Origin of the sequence: Pseudomonas sp. Sample_9 (assembly GCF_004307535.1) — a bacterium.
Lineage (GTDB): Bacteria > Pseudomonadota > Gammaproteobacteria > Pseudomonadales > Pseudomonadaceae > Aquipseudomonas > Aquipseudomonas mercuritolerans.
Genome location: NZ_RAZO01000071.1, coordinates 1 through 19,726 on the forward strand (window position 1 = coordinate 1; position 19,726 = coordinate 19,726).

Below are 19,726 nucleotides of genomic sequence, written 5' to 3' on the forward strand. Positions count from 1 at the left end.
GGGCGACTTCGCCACGTTGCAGGCCTATCGCGAGCGGCAGCGCCTTGATCAGGACATGACGGTGGGCTTCTCCGATCAGGTCACGCGCCTGTTCGGCAGCAGCCAACCGCTGGTGTCGCTGGGGCGCAACCTCGGCCTGCTCGGCCTCGACCTGCTGCCACCGGCCAAGCGCTGGTTCGCGCGGCAGGCGATGGGTCTGGGAACCCGTCCGGATGCTTGAGTGGCTGGCCGGCATTTTCATTTTCAGGATCGCGCCACCAACAGGCGCGCTCGGTAAAACCCTTTACATGCGGCGCAAGCCGCAAGCGAGACAGGCCTAAAGCATGGAAATGCGCGCAGATCTGCTGATTGTCGGAGCCGGAATGGTCGGCAGCGCCCTGGCGCTGGCGTTACAGGACAGTGGGCTGGAAGTGCTGTTGCTCGACGGCAGCCCGTTGAGCGTGAAGCCGTTCGATGCCGAAGCGGCGTTCGAACCGCGCGTCAGTGCATTGTCGGCGGCGAGCCAGCGCATCCTCGAACGCCTCGGCGTCTGGGACGGCATCGCCCAACGGCGCAGCAGCCCGTACACCGACATGCACGTCTGGGACGGCAGCGGCACCGGGCAGATTCATTTCTCGGCGAGCAGCGTACATGCCGAGGTGCTCGGCCACATCGTCGAAAACCGCGTGGTCCAGGATGCGCTGCTCGAGCGTTTGCATGATTGCGACCTCGGCATGTTGGCCAATGCACGGCTGGAGCAGATGCGTCGTTCCGGCGATGACTGGCTGCTGACCCTGGCCGATGGCCGCACCTTGCGCGCGCCGCTGGTGATCGCGGCGGACGGCGCCAATTCAGCGGTGCGCCGTCTCACTGGGGTGGCGACCCGCGAGTGGGATTATCTGCATCACGCCATCGTGACGAGCGTGCGCTGCAGCCAGCCGCACCGCAAAACCGCCTGGCAGCGCTTTACCGATCACGGGCCATTGGCGTTTTTGCCGCTGGAGCGTGATGGTCAGCAGGACTGGTGCTCGATCGTCTGGTCGACCACACCGGCTGAAGCCGAGCGCTTGATGGCGCTGGAAGAGACTGCGTTTTGCGCTGAGCTGCAGCGAGCCTTCGAGGGACGCCTCGGTGAGGTCATCAGCTCTGATCCGCGGTTGTGCGTACCGCTGCGTCAGCGTCACGCCAAGCGTTATGTCGCAGAGGGCCTGGCGTTGATCGGTGATGCAGCGCACACCATTCACCCGTTGGCGGGGCAGGGTGTGAACCTTGGCTTCCTCGATGCCGCCGTGCTGGCGGAAGTGCTGCTGCAAGCGCTTGAGCGTGGTGAGCGACTGGCGGATGTCAAAGTGTTGAGCCGTTATGAGCGCCGGCGCATGCCACACAATCTGGCGCTGATGGCGGCGATGGAAGGCTTCGAGCGGTTGTTCCAGGCCGACCCGCTGCCACTGCGCTGGTTGCGCAATGCCGGGTTGAAGCTGGTCGAGCAGATGCCCGAGGCGAAGGCGTTGTTTGTGCGCGAGGCGCTGGGGTTGACTGGGGATCTTCCAGCTCTGGCAAAGCCCTGACCGCCTCATTGAGGCTGATGGCCCCTTCGCGAGCAGGCTCGCTCCCACTGTTGAGATGCATTCCAATGTGGGAGCGAGCCTGCTCGCGAAAGCGTCCGCCCACTTACCCCAGTTTTGAGCCGTGCAACATCTGGTAACGCCTTCCCCCAGTGTTCGATTGTGGTGGTAAATGTGAGTCCTTATCATTTGGCCCACCTTTCCCGACCGTGAGACCACTCCCATGTTGGCACCCAAGCGTCTTCTGACCGCACTGGCCTTGACCCTGATCGGCAGCACCACTGCCCAGGCCGCCGATGAGGTGGTGGTTTACTCGTCGCGTATCGATGAGCTGATCAAACCGGTATTCGATGCCTACACCGCCAAGACCGGGGTGAAGATCAAGTTCATCACCGACAAGGAAGCGCCGCTGATGCAGCGCATCAAGGCCGAAGGTGAAAACGCCACCGCCGACCTGCTGCTCACCGTCGATGCCGGCAACCTGTGGCAGGCCGAGCAGATGGGCATCCTCCAGCCATTCACCTCGAAAACCATCGACACCAACATTCCCGCGCAGTATCGCTCGTCCACCCACGCCTGGACCGGCCTGAGCCTGCGCGCGCGGACCATCGCCTATTCCACCGAGCGGGTGAAACCGGGCGAACTGACCACTTACGAAGCGCTGGCCGACAAGAATTGGGAAGGCCGCCTGTGCCTGCGCACGGCGAAGAAGGTCTACAACCAGTCGCTGACTGCGACCATGATCGAAGTTCACGGCGCCGAGAAGACCGAAAAGATCCTCAAAGGCTGGGTCAACAACCTGTCCACCGACGTGTTCTCCGATGACGTTGCAGTACTGGAAGCGATCAACGCCGGGCAGTGCGACGTCGGCATCGTCAACACTTACTATTACGGTCGCCTGCACAAGCAAAAGCCTGAACTGCCGGTGAAGCTGTTCTGGCCAAATCAGGCCGATCGCGGTGTGCATGTGAACCTGTCGGGCATCGGCCTGACCAAACATGCGCCGCACCCGGAAGCCGCGAAGGCCTTGGTCGAATGGATGACCACGCCTGAGGCACAGAAGATTTTTGCCGATGTGAACCAGGAATTCCCGGCCAACCCGGCGGTGGCGCCTTCGGAAGAAGTGGCGGCGTGGGGCAAGTTTGTTGCCGATACCTTGCCGGTAGAAGTGGCGGGCAAACGTCAGGCCGAGGCGATCCGGATGATGGATCGGGCGGGGTGGAACTGAGGCGTTTCGTGTAACTGTTGATCTTTCAAGATCGCTCCCTCACCCCAGCCCTCTCCCGGAGGGAGAGGGAGCCAACTTGTGTTGCTTTCGAAACTTGAGTTCAACTCAATATCTCAGGTCGATGTAGTTTGCATGAGCACCTCGGTCAGTTCCCTCTCCCTCCGGGAGAGGGCTAGGGTGAGGGCAGCAATCCCAACCTGAAATACGCAATCCAAGAACACCCCAATCCCTCCAGAGACCCAAAAGTGGCCCACCCCGCCCAACGCCGCTGGTACCCCATCGTCTTCGCCATCGCCGCGCTGGTGCTGTTGCCGCTGAGCGTGCTGCTGCTGTCGTGGCAGACCATCGATCAGCAGATCTGGTCGCACCTGTGGCAAACCCAGATGCCGCGTCTGCTCGGCAATACCCTGACGCTGATCCTCGGCGTCGGTGTCGGCGTGACCCTGCTGGGTGTCAGCCTGGCGTGGCTGACCAGCCTCTGCGAATTTCCCGGTCGGCGCTGGCTCGACTGGGCGCTGATGCTGCCCTTCGCCATCCCTGCCTATGTACTGGCGTTCGTCTTCGTCGGCCTGCTCGATTTCGCCGGCCCCGTGCAAACGCTGCTGCGCGAATGGTTCGGCAGCGGCCTGCGCCTGCCGCGAGTGCGGTCCACCGGTGGGGTGATCGTGGTACTGGTGCTGGTGTTTTATCCCTACGTTTATCTGCTGGCGCGTACCGCGTTCCTGGCGCAGGGCAAAGGTTTGATGGAAGCGGCGCGGGTGCTCGGCCAGTCGCCGTGGCAGGCGTTCTGGCGGGTTGCGCTGCCGATGGCGCGTCCGGCGATTGGCGCGGGCGTGGCGCTGGCGCTGATGGAAACCCTCGCCGATTTTGGCGCGGTGTCGGTGTTCAACTTCGACACCTTCACCACGGCCATCTACAAAACCTGGTACGGCTTCTTCAGCCTGCCCAGCGCTGCGCAACTGGCCAGTCTGTTGCTGCTGGTAGTGATGCTGGTGCTGTACGGCGAGCGCCGGGCACGCGGGGCGAATCGGGCCAGCAACGAGCGGCCACGGGTGAAGGCGCTGTATCACCTGCGCGGGCTCAAGGCGTTCGCGGCGACAGGCTGGTGTGGATTGGTGTTCGCCTGCGCCTTCCTTATCCCGGTGCTGCAACTGATCGTGTGGTTCTGGCAGCGCGGACGCTTCGATCTGGACGAGCGCTACGCCGGGCTGATCCTGCACACCCTGTATCTGGGGGCGATGGCCGCGCTGATCACCGTCAGCGTTGCGCTGTTGCTGGCATTTGCCCGGCGTCTGGCGCCGACCCCAGCCATCAACTCCGGCATCGGTCTGGCCAATCTCGGCTACGCCTTGCCCGGTTCGGTGCTGGCGGTGTCGATCATGCTCGCCTTCAGTTATCTGGATCGTGAGCTGGTGGTTCCGCTTTCGTCATGGCTCGGCGGTGCGGGCAAACCGTTGTTGCTTGGCAGTCTCGCGGCGTTGCTGATGGCGTATCTGGTGCGCTTCATTGCCGTGGCGTATGGGCCGCTGGAAAGCAGTCTGGCGCGTATACGGCCATCTTTGCCCGAAGCGGCACGTAGCCTGGGTGTCAGTGGGCCGCGACTGTTTTTCAAAGTGTATCTGCCGCTGCTGCTGCCCGGCACCTTGAGCGCCGCGTTGCTGGTGTTCGTCGATGTGCTCAAGGAAATGCCCGCGACCCTGCTGATGCGCCCGTTTGGCTGGGACACGCTGGCGGTGCGCATCTTCGAAATGACCAGTGAAGGCGAATGGGCGCGCGCCTCATTGCCGGCATTGACGCTGGTGCTGGTCGGGTTGTTGCCGGTGATCGGATTGATTCGACGTTCGGCGCACCGAAACACTTAGTAGTGAGTCCTACATCATGCGGCTACAATGCGCGGCATTCGGTGCGGTTCGTCTGACAGACCCGTGCGCTGGAATCGGCTGCAAGCCTTGTCCATCAAGGCTTGCAGCCGTATAGCGGCGGTCCGCACCCTCGCCACGCCCGGAAGGAGAAACCCATGGGACAGCGTACGCCTCTGTATGACCTGCACCTCGCGCTCGGCGCGAAGATGGTCGATTTTGGCGGTTGGGACATGCCACTGCATTACGGCTCGCAGGTCGAGGAGCACCACGAAGTGCGCCGCGATTGCGGGGTGTTCGATGTTTCCCACATGACCGTGATCGATGTCACCGGCGCCCAGGCCAAGGCCTGGCTCCAGCATCTGCTGGCCAACGACGTCGAACGACTGCACAGCCCCGGTCGGGCGTTGTACAGCACCATGCTCAACGAGCGTGGCGGCATCGTCGACGACATGATCGTCTACCGCCTCGACGACGCCTACCGGCTGGTGTTCAACGCCTCGACCCGCGATCAGGATCTGGCCTGGATGAACGCCCAGCTCGGCAATTACGAGGTGCAACTGCACGAGCGCTCCGAGTTGGCGATGCTCGCCATCCAGGGCCCGCAGGCCCGGCACAAGATCGCCGAACTGGTCACCCAGTCGCGCGCCACGCTGATCCAGCAACTCAAACCTTTCGAAGGCGCCATCGACGGCGACTGGTTCATCGCGCGTACCGGTTACACCGGCGAGGATGGCCTGGAAATCTGCCTGCCAGCGAGTCAGGCGCCGGGCTTCTTCAACGACTTGGTCGGTGCGGGTATTTCGCCAATCGGCCTCGGTGCTCGCGACACCTTGCGCGTCGAGGCCGGAATGAACCTGTACGGTCAGGACATTCATCAGGACGTTTCACCACTGGCCTCGAACATGGCCTGGAGCATCGCCTGGGAGCCGGCCTCGCGGCAGTTCATCGGCCGCGCGGCGCTGGAGACGGAAAAAGCCGCCGGTGTGGCGCACAAACTGGTCGGTCTGGTGCTGGAAGAGCGCGGCGTTTTGCGCGCTCACCAAGTGGTTCGCATCGCCGATGTTGGCGAAGGGGAGATCACCAGTGGTAGTTTCTCTCCTACGCTGAGCAAATCGATTGCCCTGGCGCGTGTACCGATGGCAACCGCCGACCGCGCCGAAGTGGAAATCCGTGGCAAGTGGTATCCGGTGCGAGTGGTCAAACCGACCTTCGTACGCCATGGCAAAACCTTGATCTAACCTTTTCTGGCGGGCATGACCGCTGACCAATTTCCGAGGAACCGAAGATGAGCGATATCCCTGCCGAACTGCGTTTTGCCGAAAGTCATGAATGGGCGCGTCTGGAAGCCGACGGCACCGTCACCGTGGGCATCAGCGATCACGCGCAGGAAGCGCTGGGCGACGTGGTGTTCGTCGAGCTGACCGAAGTCGGCAAAGTGTTCGCTGCCGGTGATCAATCCGGCGTGGTCGAGTCGGTAAAAGCCGCATCCGACATCTACGCTCCGGTGAGCGGTGAAGTCATCGCGATCAACGAAGAGCTGAGTGGCTCGCCCGAGCTGCTGAACTCCGACCCGTACGGCGCGTGGATCTTCAAGCTCAAGCCAAGCGACAAGGCCGAGCTGGACAACCTGCTGGATGCTGCTGGGTACAAGGCTGCAATCGGCGAGTAAGTCGCCGGCAACACTCAAAGCCCCGATTCGTCGGGGCTTTTTTATGGGCGCCGAATATCCCTTTGTGGGAGCGAGCCTGCTCGCGAAAGCGCCATATCAGTCAATGCCAAGGTTTCTGAAACACCGCTTCCGCGAGCAGGCTCGCTCCCACAGGGGCGGCGTGATCTTGAAAATTCGCCTGCTATGCTGGTTTGACCGTGTCGATTGACGCCAAGCGCCAGCCAGGAGAGCCCGTCATGTCCCAGTCGCCGTCCCTGAGCCAGTTACGCGATCCCGAAGCCTTTCTGCGCCGCCACCTCGGCCCGGATGCCGCCGAGCAGCAGGCGATGCTCGATAGCCTTGGCCTTGGCAGTCGCGCCGAGCTGATCGAGCAGACCGTGCCGCCGGGCATTCGCTTCAATCGCGCACTGGATCTGCCGCCGGCTCTCGACGAACAGGCTGCACTGGCGAAGCTGCGCGGTTATGCGGAGCAGAATCAGCTGTTCACCAGCCTGATCGGCATGGGCTATCACGGCACTGTCACGCCGACCGTCATCTTGCGCAACGTGCTGGAAAATCCCGGCTGGTACACCGCGTACACCCCCTACCAACCAGAGATCGCCCAGGGCCGGCTCGAAGCCCTGCTGAATTTTCAGCAGCTGACCATCGACCTCACCGGCCTGGAACTGGCCAACGCCTCGCTGCTCGATGAGGCTACCGCAGCGGCCGAAGCCATGGCTTTGGCCAAGCGCGTGGCGAAGTCGAAGAGCAATCTGTTCTTTGTGGATGAAAACTGCCATCCGCAAACCCTCTCCGTGGTACAGACCCGCGCCGAAGGTTTTGGCTTCGAGTTGATCGTCGACGCGGTGGATAACCTGGCGCAGCACGAGGTATTCGGCGCGCTGCTGCAATACCCCGACACCCACGGCGAAATCCGCGATCTCAAACCCTTGATCAACCACCTGCACGCGCAACAGGCGCTGGCCTGTGTCGCCACCGATTTGCTCAGCCTGCTGGTGCTGACGCCGCCGGGTGAGTTGGGTGCCGATGTGGTGCTCGGTTCGTCCCAGCGTTTCGGTGTGCCGATGGGTTATGGCGGCCCGCACGCGGCGTTCTTCGCCAGCCGCGAGGAATACAAACGAGCGATTCCGGGGCGGATCATCGGTGTGTCGAAAGATGCTCGCGGCAACGTGGCGCTGCGCATGGCCCTGCAAACCCGCGAGCAACATATTCGCCGCGAGAAAGCCAATTCGAACATCTGCACCGCGCAGGTGCTGCTGGCCAATATCGCCAGTTGTTATGCGGTGTATCACGGCCCCGAGGGCTTGAAACGTATCGCCCAGCGCGTGCATCGCCTGACCTGCCTCCTCGCCGCGGGCCTCGAGCGCAACGGCATCAAACGGCTCAACGAGCAGTTCTTCGACACGCTGACGCTGGAGGTCGGCGGTGCGCAAACGGCGATCATCGAAAGCGCTCAGGCAGCGCAGATCAACCTGCGCATTCTTGGTCGCGGCCGCGTCGGTCTGAGTCTGGACGAGACCTGTGATGAGCACACCGTGGCGAAGCTGTTCGACGTGCTGCTCGGGGCTGATCACGGCTTGAACGTCGATGCGCTGGATGGCGAAGACATGGCTTGTGGAATCCCAGAGCATCTTCAGCGCAGCACACCGTACCTGCGCCATCCGGTGTTCAACGCTCACCACAGCGAAACCGAGATGCTGCGTTACCTCAAACAGCTGGAAAACAAGGATCTGGCGCTCAACCAATCGATGATCCCGCTGGGCTCGTGCACGATGAAGCTCAACGCCACCAGCGAGATGATCCCGATCACCTGGCCGCAGTTCGCCAATCTGCATCCCTTCGTGCCGAGGGAGCAGGCTGTCGGTTACACACTGATGATCGAAGAACTTGAGCGTTGGCTCTGCGCGATCACTGGTTTCGATGCGATCTGCATGCAGCCCAATTCCGGCGCCCAGGGCGAATACGCCGGGCTCCTGGCGATCCGTAAATATCACGAGAGCCGGGGGGAGGGCGCGCGGGATATCTGCCTGATTCCGTCGTCGGCCCACGGCACCAACCCGGCCTCGGCGCAGATGGCCGGGATGCGTGTGGTCATTGTCGAATGCGATGAGGCGGGCAACGTTGATCTGGATGATTTGCAGCTGAAAGCCGCCGAGGCCGGGAACAAGTTGTCGTGCCTGATGGCAACCTATCCGTCGACCCACGGCGTTTACGAGGAAGGCATCAGCGAAATCTGCGCAGTGATCCATCAGCATGGCGGCCAGGTGTATATGGATGGCGCCAATCTCAATGCCCAGGTCGGCCTGGCCAGGCCGGCGGACATTGGCGCCGACGTGTCGCACATGAATCTGCACAAGACCTTTTGCATTCCCCATGGCGGCGGCGGGCCGGGCATGGGCCCGATCGGCGTTCGCGCGCATCTGGCGCCGTTCGTCGCCAACCATCCGGTGGTGCCGATTGACGGACCGCTGGCACAGAACGGCGCAGTCAGCGCAGCACCGTGGGGCAGTGCGAGCATTCTGCCGATCAGCTGGATGTACATTGCCATGATGGGCCCGCAACTGGCGGACGCCAGCGAGGTGGCGATTCTGGCGGCGAATTATCTGGCGCAGCATTTATCCGGCGCGTTCCCGGTGCTCTACACCGGGCGCAATGGCCGCGTGGCCCATGAGTGCATTCTTGATCTGCGCCCACTGAAGGCGCAGACCGGCATCAGCGAGGAAGACGTTGCCAAGCGGCTGATGGATTACGGCTTCCACGCGCCGACCATGTCCTTCCCGGTACCGGGTACGTTGATGGTCGAGCCGACCGAGAGCGAATCCAAGGCAGAACTCGACCGTTTCATCGCGGCGATGCTGAGCATTCGCGCCGAGATCAATGAAGTGCAGAAGGGCAACTGGCCGGGCGAAGACAACCCGCTCAAACGCGCGCCGCATACCCTGGCCGATGTCACTGGAATCTGGGAACGGCCCTACAGCATCGAACAGGGCATCACCCCGGATGCGCACACTCGATTGCACAAATATTGGCCGGCGGTGAATCGGGTGGATAACGTTTATGGCGATCGCAATCTGTATTGCGCCTGTGTCCCGGTGGAGGATTACCGCTGATCTCTAAATCCACCACCGTCCGTGTGGGAGCGAGCCTGCTCGCGAAAGCAATCGTCCAGCCAGCATTTTCGGTGACTGGCTCACCGCTTTCGCGAGCAGGCTCGCTCCCACAAGGGATGGTGGTGAGGCGGTAATCCGGGCAAAAAAATGCCGCTCGATCGAGCGGCATTTTTCATGGCGCGAGCCTTACTCGGAAGCCACGGCGTTCTTCGCCAGGATTGCGTTCGCCAGTTCCATGTCCGAAGCCTGCAGGCCCGGGTTGTCGGCGCGGACTTTCTGCATGGCTGCTTCCAGGTACGGGCCACGGATGCCGCCGTCGCTGGCGACGAAGCTGCCGGCGTCGTCCTGGGCGGCGACGATCAGCTTGTGATCCTTGAACGTCAGGTAGGTCGAACCGGTGGTGGCACCGGAGGAGATGACGTTACGCCAAAAGCTGTCCGCCATGGCCGAACCAACGGGAAGCGACAGCAGGGCCAAGGTGGCGACAGCGAGTTTGAGACGCATGATGAGGTGACTCCTGGGATTGACTACGGCGTTGGATAGCCGATCCCCAATCCAGTTCCGTGCCGACTCATTTCAACTCACTTTGCGGTGTCACCCGCAGCACTTCCTCCACCGTGGTCAGCCCCGCCGCAACTTTCTGCGCGCCGGAGAGGCGCAGGCTGCGCATGCCTTCCTTGAAGGCCTGGCGGCGGATCGCGGTGAGGTCGGTATCCGGGGTGATCAGCGCCTTGAGGCTGTCACTCAGCTGCATGATTTCGTACACGCCGGCGCGGCCGCGATAACCGGTATCGCGGCATTCCAGGCAGCCGATCGCCCGTTGCGCATTGCTCGGCAGCGGCGCCTGCCAGGGCCGGGTCAGGGTTTGCCAGTCTTCATCTTCGAGCGTCAGCGGCGCCTTGCAGTGCGGGCACAACGTGCGCACCAGACGCTGAGCCATGACGCCGAGCACGGTGGCTTTGATCAGGTAATGCGGTACGCCCAGTTCGAGCAAGCGACTGATGGCGCTCGGCGCATCGTTGGTGTGCAGAGTGGACAGGACCAAGTGCCCGGTGAGCGCGGCCTGAATCGCCATTTCCGCAGTTTCCAGATCGCGGATCTCGCCGATCATGATGATATCCGGGTCCTGCCGCATCAGCGCGCGCACCCCGGCGGCGAAAGTCAGCTCAATGTTGTGCTGCACCTGCATCTGGTTGAAGGCCGGCTCGACCATTTCGATCGGGTCTTCGATGGTGCAGAGGTTGACCTCCGGCGTCGCCAGTTTTTTCAGCGTGGTGTACAGGGTCGTGGTCTTGCCCGAGCCGGTCGGCCCTGTGACCAGAATGATGCCGTTGGGCTGGCGGGTCATGTCCTGCCAGCGGCGCAGGTCGTCGGCGCTGAAACCCAACTGGTCGAAATTCTTCAGCAGCACTTCCGGATCGAAAATCCGCATGACCATTTTTTCGCCGAACGCGGTCGGCAAGGTCGATAGCCTCAGCTCCACTTCGCCGCCATCCGGAGTCTTGGTCTTGACCCGGCCATCCTGGGGTTTGCGCTTTTCCGCGACGTTCATGCGGCCAAGACTTTTCAGGCGGCTGACGATCGCCATGGTCACCTGCGGCGGGAATTGATAGACGTTGTGCAGCACGCCGTCGATGCGAAAGCGCACGGTGCCGTGCTCGCGGCGCGGTTCGATGTGGATATCGCTGGCGCGCTGCTGGAAGGCGTACTGGAACAGCCAGTCGACGATGTTGACGATGTGCGCGTCGTTGGCGTCCGGCTCCTGATCGCTGGCACCGAGATTGAGCAGTTGTTCGAAATTGCCGAGATTGCCGCCCTGGGCGTCGGCATTGCTGGCACCGCTGACCGATTTGGCCAGCCGGAAAAACTCGACGCTAAAGCGCTGGATGTCGACCGGGTTGGCCACGACACGTTTGATCGGCAGCTTCAATACGTGGGTCAGGTCAGCTTCCCAACCGCTGACGTAGGGCTGAGCGCTGGCCACGGTGACCGAGTCGCGGTCCACGGCGACGGCGAGAATCTTGTGGCGCTGGGCGAAGGCATAGGACATCAGCGGCGTGATCGCCGCGACATTGATTTTCAGCGGATCAATGCGCAAATACGGCTGACCGGCCTGTTGCGCCAGCCACAGGGTCAGGCTTTCCAGATCCAGATGTTTGCCCGGACGGCTGAGGTCGTCGAGTTGCTGGCTGGCGATGAATTCCAGCGGATGCATCTGCCCGTGAGCAGCATGGCGACGGCGGGCATTGAGCGCCTGTTCCGCCGCGTCCTGGCAGATGAAGCCTTGGGCGACCAGTTCCCGTAATACATCGTTGAGGTCCAGCCAGCGGTCCTGAGTGACAAATTGAACGGACATGTGGCTTTCCTTTTTGAGCGTCATGCGCAAAAGGATAGTCGTGGCCCCGCTGACCGTTGGGCCACTACCCGACGAAGCCGTTGCCGGATTTGTCAGCCGGCAGCCTGTGCGGGCGCCTGCCACGCCGCGTCGGCGTTGTGCAGATCCACCGCGCAGACGCTGATCAGGTTGCGCAGTTTTTCCGCGATCACTTGCGCGCGATGCCAGCTCAGGCCGCTCATGAGCAGATCGATCGACAGCAGATCGTCCTGGCGCTGGACGTTGACCTGCTCCGGCGTCAGAAACTGCAAGGCGAACAGATTCAGCACCCGCACCAGCAGATCCGGCTCCGCCTCGGCGAGGATCTGGTACTGCGCCCGGCAGTGGGCGTTATTGACGTTCCAGACATCAGCGCGGGCGGCGGGGCTGTTCACGGCTTCAAGGTGCGGCATGGCGAGTCTCCAAAGTCACTGGAGAAATTTTTACATTCGGCGTGGGGTATTTCTTGGCTATGATCGGCGTCCAAAGCGAAATATCGAAAGATATGATTCGCTGAAGTCGATCTTTGAGGATTTTTTATGCACAGCGAGCTGGACGCCTACGACCGCAAGATTCTCGCCTTGCTCCAGGAAGACGCTTCGCTGTCGAGCGCGCAGATCGCCGAGCAGGTGGGCCTGTCGCAATCGCCGTGCTGGCGGCGGATTCAGCGGATGAAGGAGGAGGGCATCATTCGCGGCCAGGTGACCTTGCTGGATCGCAAGAAGATCGGCCTGAACACGCAGATCTTCGCCGAGATCAAACTCAACGCTCACGGGCGTTCGAATTTCACTGAGTTCACCGAGGCGATCCGCGGCTTTCCGGAAGTGCTGGAGTGTTATGTGCTGATGGGCGCGGTGGATTTCATGCTGCGCATTGTCGCGGCGGACATCGAGGCGTACGAGCGATTCTTCTTCGAGAAGCTGTCGCTGGTGCCGGGGATACAGGAAGTGAATTCGATCGTGGCGCTGTCGGAGATCAAGTCCACCACCAGCCTGCCGGTCTAGTGCGGATGGCCTTCGTGGCGAGGGGATTTTACTGTGGCGGGGGTATTTACTGTGGCGAGGGGATTTATCCCCTATGGACTGCGCAGCAGTCCCCGCTTTTTCAAGAGCGGGGCCGCTTTGCGACCCAGCGGGGATGAATCCCCTCGCCACAGGGGCATCACATGCGCAGGAGGATTTTCCAGGCGCGATTCTGGTACACCGCAATCGCCTGATGCTTGCGTGCATCGAGCAGTTCGTCGGTGATGGTCGGCTCGTTGGCCAGTTGCGCCAGTTTGTTCAGCTCACCGTACAGGCGATCCATTTCCGGGATGTCCAGCACGTTGCGCGCGTGGTGCAACCAGACCTGAATGCGTTCGATACGCGGCAGTTGCTCGGCGAGGTCTTCCGGTTGCTGCTGATAGCGTTGCAGCTGCAGAGCGGTGGCTTCTTCGCCCAACAGACGCGGCAGCCAGCTGTGCAGTTGCGCGTCACCCTGACGGTTGCCACGGGTGTTGCGGTCGGCGGTCCAGGTGCGGGCCAACAGCCAGCGTGAAGCGTTCAGCGAGAACTGGCCCCAGCGCGGGTCTTCCAGCTCTTCGAGGAACTGCTCCGGCGCGGCCTTGCGCACGTCTTCGTCTTCGATGCCGACCTGTACCAGCGGACGCCAGTCTTCCAGCAAGGCATCAAGGGCCACGCGCAGGTCGTGAGTCGATTGACGCGGCGCGGCCTGGCCGAGGCTGCTGAGCAGGGCGCGCATTTCCGCGAGGTTCTCGACCCAGTCCTGCAACAGACGCCAGTGACCGTTGAAGCGATATTGTTCGGCCAGACGCTGACTGCTGCCGAGCAAATGCCAGCTCAGCGCGGCGAAGGCGTCGTCGAGACGGGTTTCAGTGGTCAGCTGCGGCGCTGGCAGGCTCAGCGAGTAGCTGTTGGCGTCGTGCAGGCGATAACCACGCTCGGCCTTGCTGATATCGCATGGCATCAGCGCCAGGGTTTCGGCCAGTTCGGCAGCCAGTTCCAGCAACGCGGCAGGCTCGCCTTCGCGCAGCTCCAGTTCCAGCTCGCAGATTTCTTCCTTCTGCTTGCCGACCACGACGTGACCGAGATCCAGCGCGGCTTCGATGACCACTTTGGTCTTGCCACGGCCCCAGGCGATTTCGGCGCGCTCGCGGACGAAATCGGTGGTGAAGATCGGCTTGAGGGTTTTCTTGTCCAGCTCGGCCAGCGCCTCGGGCCAGCATTCGCCGTCGAGTTTCTTCACATCGAGCTTGGCTTTCGGCAGTTTCCAGTCGTACTCGTTACGCTCGGACAGACCGGCGACGCTCTGGCCACGGGTCTTGAGAGTTTGAATCACTTCGTCACCATCCTTGCGCAGGCGCAGGGCGACTTTGGCCTGGGCGAGGTCGCGCTCGGGGGTGTCGAAATACTGGTTCATCAACTCACGGCGTTCCCAGCCACTTTTGTTGCGTTTCTTCAGCAGCGGGTGCTCGCGCAGGGCAGCGAGGGTTTCGCGGCTGACGCGGAGTTTGATTTCAGTTTCTTTTTGCATGGCCGGAACATCCAGAATCGGGAGCGCAGCCGGGGGAATGTGTGGCTGCCAAGGCCGTGCAGTGTACAGGAGTCAAACTTCCTACGCCCTGCGGCGGTTTATTCCGCGCGCCGGATGGTTCTATAGTGGGCCTCAATCCGGGACCTGGAGTCAGTGATGCCATTGCCGTCCATGCAAGACCAGTTCGCCGCGCTGATTGCCGCGCCATCGGTCAGCTGTACCCAACCGAACCTGGACCAGTCCAACCGCGCCGTCATCGATCTGCTCGCTGGCTGGCTCGGTGACCTGGGTTTCAGCTGCGATATCCAGCAGGTCAGCCCCGGCAAATTCAATCTGCTCGCCAGTATCGGCAGCGGCCCCGGCGGCCTGGTGCTGGCCGGGCACAGCGACACCGTGCCTTATGACGACGCGTTGTGGCAGACCGACCCGCTGAAGCTCACTGAAGTCGATGGCCGCTGGGTCGGGCTGGGCAGCTGCGACATGAAGGGCTTCTTCGCGCTGATCATCGAAGCCGTACGGCCGCTGCTCGATCAGCCGTTCAAGCAACCGCTGCTGATCCTCGCCACCTGCGACGAAGAAAGCTCGATGTCCGGCGCCCGCGCGCTGGCCGAGGCCGGGCAACCGTTGGGCCGCGCGGCGGTGATCGGTGAGCCTACCGGGCTCAAGCCGATCCGCATGCACAAAGGCATCATGATGGAGCGCATCGACATCCTCGGGCAGAGCGGCCACTCGTCTGATCCGCGTCTGGGCCACAGCGCCCTTGAAGCGATGCACGATGCCATCGGCGAACTGCGCGGCCTGCGCCTGTTGTGGCAGCGCGAATTCAGCAATCCACAATTCAGCGTGCCGCAACCGACGATGAACTTCGGCTGCATCCATGGTGGCGACAACCCCAATCGCATCTGCGGCCAGTGTTCGCTGGAGTTCGACCTGCGGCCGCTGCCGGGCATGGACCCGAACCTGCTGCGCACGGAAATCCTGCGCAAGCTCAACCCGGTGGCCGAGCGGCATAAGGTGAAGATCGACTACCGACCGCTGTTCCCGGAAGTGCCGCCGTTCGAACAGTCCGAGGATGCCGAACTGGTGCGCATCGCTGAAAAGCTCACCGGCCATCGCGCCGAAGCAGTAGCGTTCGGCACCGAAGCGCCTTATCTTCAGCGCCTCGGCTGCGAAACCATCGTCCTCGGCCCCGGCGACATTGCCTGCGCGCATCAACCCGGCGAGTACCTTGAAATGTCACGTTTGCAGCCTACCGTGCATCTGATTCGGCAGTTGATTGAACATTACTGCCTGAAGGATTGAACGCATGCCCTGTAGGTGCTGCCGAAGGCTGCGATCTTTTGATCTTGATCTTCAAAGCAACATCAAAAGATCGTCCGAACGCGGCCCGAGCCTTCGGCAGCTCCTACAGGGCACAGTTAAATTAGCGGGTATCCAACCCGTATTCATGAGGAGAGCGCGCGTGTCGCCAAGCCTGTTCCGACGATAACCATCAGCCCGCTGTGCGTTTTTCGTTTCGCCCCTTTTTTCGGCTGCTCTTTATTACAGGCCCAGGTTCATGCCCGAATACGTCAATTGGCTTCGCCACGCGTCCCCTTACATCAATGCCCACCGCGATTGCACCTTCGTCGTCATGCTGCCCGGCGACGGCGTCGAGCATCCGAATTTCGGCAATATCGTCCACGACCTGGTCTTGCTGCACAGTCTGGGCGTGCGTCTGGTGCTGGTGCACGGCTCGCGCCCGCAGATCGAAACCCGCCTCGCCGCCCGTGGCCTGACCCCGCATTACCATCACGGTATGCGCATCACCGATGCCGCGACGCTGGAATGTGTGATCGATGCGGTCGGCCAGTTGCGCATCGCCATCGAAGCGCGCCTGTCGATGGACATGGCTTCGTCGCCGATGCAGGGCTCGCGCCTGCGCGTGGCCAGCGGCAACCTCGTCACCGCGCGGCCGATCGGTGTGCTGGAAGGTGTCGACTATCACCACACCGGTGAAGTGCGGCGGGTTGACCGCAAGGGCATCAATCGCCTGCTCGATGAACGCTCGATCGTATTGCTGTCGCCGCTGGGCTATTCGCCGACCGGCGAAATCTTCAACCTCGCCTGCGAAGATGTCGCCACCCGCGCCGCGATTGATCTGGGCGCGGACAAGCTGCTGTTGTTCGGCGCCGAGCTCGGCCTGATCGACGAGAACGGCAAACTGGTGCGCGAACTGCGCCCGCAGCAAGTGCCGGCACATTTGCAGCGTCTGGGCATGAGCAACTATCAAGCGGAGTTGCTCGATGCCGCCGCCGAAGCCTGCCGTGGCGGCGTGGCGCGCAGTCATATCGTCAGTTACGCCGAAGACGGCGCACTGCTGACCGAACTGTTCACCCGTGACGGTGGCGGTACGCTGGTGGCGCAGGAGCAGTTCGAACTGGTGCGCGAGGCGGCGATTGAAGACGTCGGTGGCCTGCTCGACCTGATCAGTCCGCTGGAAGAGCAGGGCATTCTGGTGCGCCGTTCGCGGGAAGTGCTGGAGCGCGAGATCGAGCAGTTCAGCGTGGTCGAGCGTGAAGGGATGATCATCGCCTGTGCGGCGCTGTATCAGATTGCCGATTCCGATGCCGGCGAGCTGGCGTGTCTGGCGGTGAACCCGGAATACCGCCACGGCGGTCGCGGTGACGAATTGCTCGAACGCATCGAGACCCGGGCCCGGGCGCAGGGTTTGAAAACCCTGTTCGTGCTCACCACGCGTACTGCGCACTGGTTCCGCGAGCGTGGGTTCGAGCCTAGCAGCGTGGAACGCCTGCCAGCGGCACGGGCGTCGCTGTACAACTATCAGCGCAACTCGAAGATCTTCGAAAAGACCCTCTGAACAACAGCGAGGTCTGTGGCGAGGGGATTTATCCCCGCTGGACTGCGCAGCAGTCCCCTTGCGTTTCCAAGTGAAAACATAGGTGGTCGCTACGCGACCCAGCGGAGATAAATCCCCTCACCACAGGGTTCTGCATTCAGTCAGAGATGAACTTGGCGCTGACGTACGGCGAATAATCCGCCAGTACCGTCTCGACCTTGCCCTGTTCCTTCAGGAATTTCGCCGTTTCGGCAATGGCCTTGGCGGTGCCGCCGTCCAGCAGCGCCGTGCTTTGCTGCGCCTTGGCATCCGGGAACGCCGAACCGGCCAGCAGTTCCGGCACATCTGCTGCGTTGGCACCGGTCAGTTTGGCGATTTTCTGCACAGGCACCGAGTCGGCCGTCCAGCTGTCTTTGTGTGCGGCGTAATCAGCGAACGACTCCAGGGTGACCCTGGCAAACCTGGCCACGACCTCGGGATGCTTCTCGGCAAAATCCTTGCGCGCTACCCATACCTCAAAGGTCGGCGCACCCCACTGGCCGACCTGGGCGGCGTCGGTCAGGGTCTTGCCGGTCTTGCGGATCTCGCCCAGTGCCGGCGACCAGACAAACGCCCCGTCGATGTCGCCACGCTTCCACGCGGCGGCGATTTCCGCCGGTTGCAGGTTGACCACTTTGACTTGCGAAGTATTCAGGCCCCAGTGCTTGAGCGCGCCGAGCAGACTGTAGTGCGAGGTCGACACGAACGGTGTGGCGATGGTTTTACCGATCAGGTCCTGCGGTTTATCTATGCCGCTGCCGTTGCGCACCACCAAGGCTTCGGCGGCATTGATCTGCGCCGAAACGATAAACGCCACGATCGGCAGATTGCGTGAAGCAGCTGCTGCCAGTGGGCTTGAGCCAAGGTTGCCGATCTGCACGTCGCCAGAAGCAATGGCAGTGACGACCTCCGGGCCGCTGTTGAAACGACGCCAGTCGATCTTCTCGCCGATGGTTTTTTCATAGACACCATCGGCCTGCGGCACTTTGCTCGGATCGATCCCGGTCTGGTAGCCGACCGTCAGACCGGCGGCATGTGTGGAAAAAGAAAACAGTGCCGACACACAAACTGTAACAAATTGACTTGATAGTGCGCGTTTCGCCATGATGCGTCGCCTTTTCGATGGGATTTGCCGTGTTGGGAGTACGGCAAAGCTAATCGATCTAAAAAAAGGTCAACAAATACCATTTAGGAATGAGCTTAGGCGCCGATACGCTATTTCCCGGCGCGGATGGCCATTAATGGGCCATATACCCGAATGGTATGAAAAAGAATGAATAAATTCTTTTTGGGATTATCAGGAAGTCTTTACGCTGCAGGGACCAAATCACTAGCGATTAGACGATGGTCGTAGACATACAAGGTTACGATTGACTTGGCAGTCACGGTCTGGCGCTAATCGCGAATCTTAGGATTCAGGGCAAATCGACCCCGAACCAGGAACACAAGAATTAGAACGAGAGGAGCGATACATGAACAAGTCCACCTTGGCCCTGGCTGTGGCCGTTGGGGTTATGGCGCAGCAGGCAGGCGCCGCCGGTTTCATCGAAGACAGCAAGGCTACTCTGGGTCTGCGTAACTTCTATATCAACACTGACAACCGTAACGGCACTGCCGAACCAAGCCGCAACGAAGAGTGGGGCCAAGGCTTCGATCTGCGTTTCATCTCCGGTTACACCCAAGGCACCGTCGGCTTCGGTATCGATGCCATCGGCCTGTTGGGCGTACGTCTGGATTCGGGCGGCGGCACCAACGGTAACGTTGCCTCCGGCGGTGGCCCAGGCACTGCTTACGGCGGCACTGTTTTCCCAAGCGAATCCAATGGCGAAGCTGTTGATAACTTCTCCAGCCTGGGTCTGACGGCCAAGGCCAAGATCTCCCAGACCGAACTGAAGCTGGGTACTCTGCAGCCGAAGAACCCGGTCATCGTCACTAACGATGGTCGTCTGCTGCCGCAAACCTGGCAGGGTGGCCAGATCACTTCCGGCGAGATCAAGGACCTGACTCTGGTCGGTGGCCAGATCGAGCACGTGAAAGGTCGTAACTCCAGCAACAATGAACAGCTGTCCATCGGTGGTGCAAACGCGCGCACCGCGAACAGCAACAAGTTCATCTATGCCGGTGGCGATTACAAGATCACCAAAGACCTGACGGCCCAGTACTACTACGGCAACCTGGAAAACTTCTACAAGCAGCATTTCCTGGGTCTGGTGCATAACTGGTCGATCGGCCCTGGCGTGCTGAAGTCCGACTTCCGTTACTTCAATAGCTCCGACGACGGTCGTAATGGCGATGAATCTGCCTATTTCAGCAACGGTGCCTACGGCAACAGTTCGCTGGGTAACGGCAAAGGCAAGGTCGACAACAATCTGTACAGCGGCTTGTTCCTGTACACCGTTGCTGGTCATACCTTCGGTGGCGGTTACCAGGTTTCCAACGGTAGCAGCGACTTCCCTTGGCTGAACCAGGGCGATGGTTCGTCGAACTACACCATCACCGACATGCAGATCCAGAAGTTCAACCGTGCCG

15 protein-coding genes and 1 pseudogene are annotated in these 19,726 nt (G+C 61.5%); 11 read left to right on the forward strand and 5 right to left on the reverse strand.

Translation table 11 applies throughout. From position 1 onward, the window contains the following. From D6877_RS04190 to gcvP, 7 genes and pseudogenes are all read left to right on the forward strand, one after another. Positions 1 to 220, forward strand: a pseudogene (locus tag D6877_RS04190) (2-octaprenyl-6-methoxyphenyl hydroxylase); the annotation flags it as partial. 109 nt (positions 221 to 329) lie between these two features. Beyond that, positions 330 to 1,547, forward strand: a complete 1,218-nt coding sequence (locus D6877_RS04195) for a 2-octaprenyl-3-methyl-6-methoxy-1,4-benzoquinol hydroxylase (protein ID WP_178083630.1) — start codon at positions 330 to 332, stop codon at positions 1,545 to 1,547. 220 nt (positions 1,548 to 1,767) lie between these two features. Next, positions 1,768 to 2,772, forward strand: a complete 1,005-nt coding sequence (locus D6877_RS04200) for an extracellular solute-binding protein (RefSeq protein WP_073470981.1) — start codon at positions 1,768 to 1,770, stop codon at positions 2,770 to 2,772. Positions 2,773 to 3,017: 245 nt separating this feature from the next. Continuing rightward, complete coding sequence (locus tag D6877_RS04205) at positions 3,018 to 4,634, forward strand: iron ABC transporter permease (protein ID WP_130909948.1); 1,617 nt, start codon at positions 3,018 to 3,020, stop codon at positions 4,632 to 4,634. Between the two features lie 155 nt (positions 4,635 to 4,789). After that, the gene (gene gcvT / locus D6877_RS04210; protein WP_130909949.1) at positions 4,790 to 5,872 is read left to right on the forward strand and encodes a glycine cleavage system aminomethyltransferase GcvT; all 1,083 of its coding nucleotides are present in this window, start codon (positions 4,790 to 4,792) and stop codon (positions 5,870 to 5,872) included. A gap of 47 nt (positions 5,873 to 5,919) precedes the next feature. Then, positions 5,920 to 6,303 carry a glycine cleavage system protein GcvH gene (gene gcvH / locus D6877_RS04215; RefSeq protein WP_130909950.1) on the forward strand — a complete coding sequence of 128 codons (384 nt, stop codon included), beginning with the start codon at positions 5,920 to 5,922 and terminating at the stop codon, positions 6,301 to 6,303. A gap of 236 nt (positions 6,304 to 6,539) precedes the next feature. Further along, complete coding sequence (gene gcvP / locus D6877_RS04220; protein WP_130909951.1) at positions 6,540 to 9,413, forward strand: aminomethyl-transferring glycine dehydrogenase; 2,874 nt, start codon at positions 6,540 to 6,542, stop codon at positions 9,411 to 9,413. Between the two features lie 186 nt (positions 9,414 to 9,599). Here gcvP and D6877_RS04225 read toward each other — a convergent pair whose 3' ends face one another. The 3 genes from D6877_RS04225 to D6877_RS04235 form a co-directional block, all read right to left on the reverse strand. Continuing rightward, positions 9,600 to 9,920, reverse strand: coding sequence for a DUF2388 domain-containing protein (locus D6877_RS04225; protein WP_172667868.1), 321 nt, complete (start codon positions 9,918 to 9,920; stop codon positions 9,600 to 9,602). A 64-nt stretch (positions 9,921 to 9,984) separates the two neighbouring features. Further along, entirely contained in the window at positions 9,985 to 11,769 is a 1,785-nt protein-coding gene (locus D6877_RS04230; RefSeq protein WP_024014732.1) for a GspE/PulE family protein, read from the reverse strand. A 92-nt stretch (positions 11,770 to 11,861) separates the two neighbouring features. Further along, entirely contained in the window at positions 11,862 to 12,200 is a 339-nt protein-coding gene (locus D6877_RS04235; protein ID WP_130909952.1) for a hypothetical protein, read from the reverse strand. Between the two features lie 126 nt (positions 12,201 to 12,326). Here D6877_RS04235 and D6877_RS04240 point away from each other — a divergent pair, with 126 nt between their 5' ends. After that, positions 12,327 to 12,791, forward strand: coding sequence for an Lrp/AsnC family transcriptional regulator (locus D6877_RS04240; RefSeq protein WP_024014730.1), 465 nt, complete (start codon positions 12,327 to 12,329; stop codon positions 12,789 to 12,791). A 157-nt stretch (positions 12,792 to 12,948) separates the two neighbouring features. Here D6877_RS04240 and D6877_RS04245 read toward each other — a convergent pair whose 3' ends face one another. After that, positions 12,949 to 14,319 carry a CYTH domain-containing protein gene (locus D6877_RS04245; RefSeq protein ID WP_039757448.1) on the reverse strand — a complete coding sequence of 457 codons (1,371 nt, stop codon included), beginning with the start codon at positions 14,317 to 14,319 and terminating at the stop codon, positions 12,949 to 12,951. A gap of 156 nt (positions 14,320 to 14,475) precedes the next feature. Here D6877_RS04245 and argE point away from each other — a divergent pair, with 156 nt between their 5' ends. Both argE and argA read left to right on the forward strand, forming a co-directional pair. Further along, positions 14,476 to 15,621 (forward strand): acetylornithine deacetylase, encoded by a 1,146-nt coding sequence (gene argE / locus D6877_RS04250; RefSeq protein ID WP_130909953.1) that lies wholly within the window; start codon positions 14,476 to 14,478, stop codon positions 15,619 to 15,621. 256 nt (positions 15,622 to 15,877) lie between these two features. Next, positions 15,878 to 17,179 carry an amino-acid N-acetyltransferase gene (gene argA, locus D6877_RS04255; RefSeq protein WP_016772647.1) on the forward strand — a complete coding sequence of 434 codons (1,302 nt, stop codon included), beginning with the start codon at positions 15,878 to 15,880 and terminating at the stop codon, positions 17,177 to 17,179. Between the two features lie 136 nt (positions 17,180 to 17,315). Here argA and tauA read toward each other — a convergent pair whose 3' ends face one another. Continuing rightward, positions 17,316 to 18,305, reverse strand: a complete 990-nt coding sequence (gene tauA, locus D6877_RS04260; RefSeq protein ID WP_130909954.1) for a taurine ABC transporter substrate-binding protein — start codon at positions 18,303 to 18,305, stop codon at positions 17,316 to 17,318. Between the two features lie 364 nt (positions 18,306 to 18,669). On the opposite strand from tauA, the gene D6877_RS04265 reads away from it, so the two are divergent. After that, a partial coding sequence (locus D6877_RS04265; protein ID WP_130909955.1) for an OprD family outer membrane porin occupies positions 18,670 to 19,726 on the forward strand: 1,057 nt, incomplete at its 3' end.

What these genes read in the sequence shown, in the direction of transcription:
- D6877_RS04200 (WP_073470981.1), top strand. Translation starts at nt 1,768, where the DNA reads ATGTTGGCACCCAAGCGTCTTCTGACCGCACTGGCCTTGACCCTGATC.
- D6877_RS04195 (WP_178083630.1), top strand. Translation starts at nt 330, where the DNA reads ATGCGCGCAGATCTGCTGATTGTCGGAGCCGGAATGGTCGGCAGCGCC.
- D6877_RS04240 (WP_024014730.1), top strand. Translation starts at nt 12,327, where the DNA reads ATGCACAGCGAGCTGGACGCCTACGACCGCAAGATTCTCGCCTTGCTC.
- argE (WP_130909953.1), top strand. Translation starts at nt 14,476, where the DNA reads ATGCCATTGCCGTCCATGCAAGACCAGTTCGCCGCGCTGATTGCCGCG.
- gcvH (WP_130909950.1), top strand. Translation starts at nt 5,920, where the DNA reads ATGAGCGATATCCCTGCCGAACTGCGTTTTGCCGAAAGTCATGAATGG.
- D6877_RS04230 (WP_024014732.1), bottom strand. Translation starts at nt 11,769, where the DNA reads ATGTCCGTTCAATTTGTCACTCAGGACCGCTGGCTGGACCTCAACGAT.
- D6877_RS04235 (WP_130909952.1), bottom strand. Translation starts at nt 12,200, where the DNA reads ATGCCGCACCTTGAAGCCGTGAACAGCCCCGCCGCCCGCGCTGATGTC.
- D6877_RS04245 (WP_039757448.1), bottom strand. Translation starts at nt 14,319, where the DNA reads ATGCAAAAAGAAACTGAAATCAAACTCCGCGTCAGCCGCGAAACCCTC.
- argA (WP_016772647.1), top strand. Translation starts at nt 15,878, where the DNA reads ATGCCCGAATACGTCAATTGGCTTCGCCACGCGTCCCCTTACATCAAT.
- gcvT (WP_130909949.1), top strand. Translation starts at nt 4,790, where the DNA reads ATGGGACAGCGTACGCCTCTGTATGACCTGCACCTCGCGCTCGGCGCG.
- gcvP (WP_130909951.1), top strand. Translation starts at nt 6,540, where the DNA reads ATGTCCCAGTCGCCGTCCCTGAGCCAGTTACGCGATCCCGAAGCCTTT.